The organism is Streptomyces sp. NRRL S-495, from assembly GCF_000966955.1.
GTDB lineage: Bacteria > Actinomycetota > Actinomycetes > Streptomycetales > Streptomycetaceae > Kitasatospora > Kitasatospora purpeofusca.
Window position 1 is genome coordinate 1 of sequence record NZ_JZWY01001126.1, and the last position, 3,540, is coordinate 3,540.

The 3,540-nt window shown below is 74.9% G+C and carries 4 protein-coding genes and 1 pseudogene; 2 read left to right on the forward strand and 3 right to left on the reverse strand.

Annotation, left to right across the window (positions count from 1 at the left end; all coding sequences use genetic code 11):
- Nucleotides 1-11: 11 nt before the first annotated feature.
- Both VR45_RS39735 and VR45_RS39740 read right to left on the reverse strand, forming a co-directional pair.
- Complete coding sequence (locus VR45_RS39735; RefSeq protein WP_045944840.1) at nucleotides 12-455, reverse strand: hypothetical protein; 444 nt, start codon at nucleotides 453-455, stop codon at nucleotides 12-14.
- 161 nt (nucleotides 456-616) lie between these two features.
- A complete protein-coding gene (locus VR45_RS39740; RefSeq protein WP_234326645.1) occupies nucleotides 617-1,270 on the reverse strand; it encodes a hypothetical protein in 654 nt (217 codons plus the stop codon).
- 174 nt (nucleotides 1,271-1,444) lie between these two features.
- On the opposite strand from VR45_RS39740, the pseudogene VR45_RS39745 reads away from it, so the two are divergent.
- Together VR45_RS39745 and VR45_RS39750 are read left to right on the forward strand one after the other, a co-directional pair.
- Nucleotides 1,445-2,205: pseudogene (locus VR45_RS39745) on the forward strand (SDR family oxidoreductase).
- 216 nt (nucleotides 2,206-2,421) lie between these two features.
- Nucleotides 2,422-2,859 carry a hypothetical protein gene (locus VR45_RS39750; protein WP_045944842.1) on the forward strand — a complete coding sequence of 146 codons (438 nt, stop codon included), beginning with the start codon at nucleotides 2,422-2,424 and terminating at the stop codon, nucleotides 2,857-2,859.
- 161 nt (nucleotides 2,860-3,020) lie between these two features.
- On the opposite strand, the gene VR45_RS39755 is transcribed toward VR45_RS39750, so the two are convergent.
- Entirely contained in the window at nucleotides 3,021-3,200 is a 180-nt protein-coding gene (locus tag VR45_RS39755; RefSeq protein ID WP_045944843.1) for a hypothetical protein, read from the reverse strand.
- Nucleotides 3,201-3,540 lie beyond the last annotated feature (340 nt).

Genomic DNA, 3,540 nt, shown 5'->3' on the forward strand with positions numbered 1-3,540 from the left:
GGGTGGGAGGGTCAGGCGGGGCGGACGGCGCGGGGGCCGGTCACGGTGGCGCCGAGTGCGGTGACCCGGGCGCGCAGGCCCCGGTCCGCCGTGATGACCAGGCAGCTCCGTCCGGGGCGGGCGGCGAGGGCCGCCGCGACGAGTACGACGATCAGGTCGTCACCACTGCCGGTGGCGGCCTCGACGCGTACCTCGGGTGTGGCCGTGACGCCCCGGGCCGCGCCCTCGACGACGAGCAGCACCTCCAGCGGACCGGTCCGCGCCCAGGCCGGGACGTCGGCCCGCTCGCCCGGGACCCCGTGGCCGGCGACGGGCGCGAGCGCGTCCCGCAGCCGCTCGGCCGCACCGTGCCGGTCGCGCCACCAGCCGTCGGGCACCGAACCCACCACGTTGGCGCCGTCCACCACGAGCAGCGGCAGCCCCGGGACGGCCTCGCCCGTCTCGCTCTCACCCATGGCGGGCCAGTCTGTCACGAACCCGCGGGGCGGCAGCGGGACCGGCGCGGAGCCGGTGGCGGGGGCGTGCGGACGGTCCGGAGCGCCGGACCGCCCCGTGCTGGTCCGTCGTGCTGGTCCGCTCCGTGCTGGTCCGCCGCGCGCCGGTCCGCTCGGAGGTCTCAGAGGTCGGGGAAGCACTCCTCGGCGAACTCGCCGCCGAACACCTGCTGCGCGTGGGTGAGCATCCGGCGGGCGTACACGGGGTTCCGGGCCAGGGCGGAGTAGCCGTCGCCCTCGATGGTCAGCAGCCCGCAGGTGTCGGCGAGATAGACGTCCAGCCCCGGGTACATCAGCTCGACGCACGGGATGTCGTCCACGTCGAGCGCGAGCACCGGGTACTCGCCGTGCGCGTCGCCCGCGCCCGTCACCAGGACCCGGCGCGAGTCGGAACCGCCGGGGAGCAGGAAACACTCGTCGAAGCGGTCCGAGACACCGTCGAAGCAGGAGCCCCAGAGCTCGCCGAGCTCGTCCCGCGCCAGCTCGCCCAACCGCCTCGGCGTGAAGCGGTCGTCCTCGTCGAGCCAGCCGAACCGGCGCAGCAGCCCGGTGTCGAAGGCCAGCCAGCGCCGCAGGCTCGGCGGCAGCGGCCGGCCGCTGGGGAAGACCGCCTCGGCCGGCGGGCCGGCCGGCAGCGGCTGCGGCTCGCCGGTCAGCCACGGCCCGGCCCACGCGCTGTAGTCCAGGATCGGCCGGTGCGGGTCCGCCTCGACGGAGGCGATCACGCGCTCGGTGAGCGCGATGCCGTGCTCGGCGGTCGGGGGGATCGGGGTCACGGGGTTCATCGGGCTCGCTGTCCTGTCCGCGAATCGCTCAACTGGTGCTCGGTCGTGCCGAATCTACGGCCCGCCTCCGACAGTGCCCGGCCCCGGGGGACCGGACCTGACGGGCTGTCGGCCCGCGGCCTAGGATCGACGGTTCACGAAACATCGATCCCGGAGGTCACAGGAATGTCGGACCAGCGTGTAGTCGTCGTCACCGGCGGAGGGACCGGCATCGGCGCGGCCACCGCGCGGCTGCTGCGGGCCGAGGGCCACCATGTGGTGGTGTCCGGCCGTCGGCGCGAGCCGCTGGAGCGGAGGGTGTCCGCGGGCTGGTCGCGGCCGCCGTCGCCGCCTACGGCCGGATCGACGGTCTGGTGCTCAACGCCGGTGTGGGCCGGGGCGGTTCGGTGGGCGAGGTGACGCTGGAGGACTGGGAGCTGGTGATGCGGACCAATCTCACCGGCCCCTTCCTCCTGCTGCGCGAGGCGCTGCCGCACCTGCTGGTCGCGCGCGGCGCGGTGGTGGCGGTCGCCTCCGTCTCCGCGCTGCGCAACGGCGCCGGCAGTGCCGCGTACGCGACCTCGAAGGCCGCGCTGCTCCAGCTCTGCCGCTCGCTGGCCGTCGACTACGGCCGGCGCGGCCTGCGGGCCAACACCGTCTGCCCGAGCTGGGTGCGCACCGAGATGGCGGACCGCAGGATGGCGCGCTTCGCCGAGGAGGCCGAGCTGGCCGGCGGCGTCGACCAGGCCTACCGCGAGGCGACGGCACTGACCCCGGCGGGCCGGCCGGCGGAGCCGGCGGAGGTGGCCGCCGCGATCGGCTGGCTGCTCTCCCCGGCGGCGGGTTATGTGAACGGCGCGGTGCTCACGGTCGACGGCGGGGTGACCGCTCTGGATCCCGGAACGGCGGCCTTCGAACTCCGGATGGAGCCGCGCTCGGGCGGCTGACCGGAGGACCGGTCGGGCGGCCGTTAGGCCGAGCGGTCGCCCGACCGTCCGGACCGATGCAATTCAGTCATTGAAAGGCTGAAATCAGCAATTGGCTTCAAAGAGAAGGCTGGACGTAAATCCTCCGCTTGAATCGATGGCAGTATGTGAGGTGTGAAGCATGAAATGTCACATGGCTTCGCTCTGTCGTCCCTACCCACGAACGGGAAACGCCCGATGAATCGCCCTCTCGCCATCCTCGCCACCAGCGCCGCCCTGACCCTCGCCGGTGCGCTCCCCGGCACGGCGCTCGCCGCCCACGCGGCCGCCTCCCCGAGTGTCCCGGGGACCTGCGCCACCAGCTACCGGGGCGTGGTGGTCAACGAGATCTGCGCCATCGTCAGCGGCGACCAGGTGACCTTCCACGGCCGGACCACCCCGACCAACGTCTCCTGGACCCCGCGTCCGGTGCCGTTCCGCCTCACCGCCAAGGTCGTCGGTGGCGCGGAGATCGGCACCCTCACGCCGACCGTCAACGTCAGCTGGTCCGCCACTCCGGTCGGCCGGATCTCCGGCACCCTGCCGTGCGGCTCCACCGCCGAGGCCACCCTCGAGACCACCGAGTGGGGCTGGCCGCCGGCCGCCGTCACCCTCTCCGTCACGGCGTCCTGCTGATCCCCCGCAGACACGTCCGCACGGCAAAGGGCCCTGCCTGGTCGGCCAGGCAGGGCCCGTTTCCTTCGGTGCGTCAGCCGTTCAGGGCCGCTGTCGGCCCGCCCGGCGCTCGCTCCCCCCGATTCCCGACCGGGAACCGCCCACACGGTCCCGGTCGGTGCTCAGTGCGCCCAGTGGGGCCCGGGACCGGACCGGCTGAGCCGGGCCAGACGGACCAGGGCGACCGGGTGGTGCCCGGCCTTGCGGGGGGAGGGGGAGAGCCGGACCGTGGCCCCGGTCTCGGCCGGGCCGTCCGTCGCCGGTCCGGCGGTCGCGCTCGGCGCGTGGTGACGTGCACTCATCACTCGGGATCCCTCCTGGTCGGGGAGCGGCTGCCCCGCTCGCTCGCCAATGTCCACCAGGGAACCGGCCCGGACTGGCCGGATCAATGCGGGTGACTACCTATCGGCCCGCGGGAACGCTGGGGGCGCCGGCCGCGGGGCACCCACGGGGACGTGCGGGTCACCCGCGAGGGCCCGCCCCCGGCCCGCCCGCGTGCCCCGACCGGCCCCGCGACCGGTGACCCGGTCACCCGCCGCCCTCGCCCGCCGCGTCCTCGGCGTCCGCCCGGGCCAGCGCCTGCGCCGTCCCGGCCCGGCCGGTGCCCAACTTGGCCAGCACGTTCGCCACATGGTGCTCCAC

What these genes read in the sequence shown, in the direction of transcription:
- VR45_RS39735 (WP_045944840.1), bottom strand. Translation starts at nt 455, where the DNA reads ATGGGTGAGAGCGAGACGGGCGAGGCCGTCCCGGGGCTGCCGCTGCTC.
- VR45_RS39750 (WP_045944842.1), top strand. Translation starts at nt 2,422, where the DNA reads ATGAATCGCCCTCTCGCCATCCTCGCCACCAGCGCCGCCCTGACCCTC.
- VR45_RS39755 (WP_045944843.1), bottom strand. Translation starts at nt 3,200, where the DNA reads ATGAGTGCACGTCACCACGCGCCGAGCGCGACCGCCGGACCGGCGACG.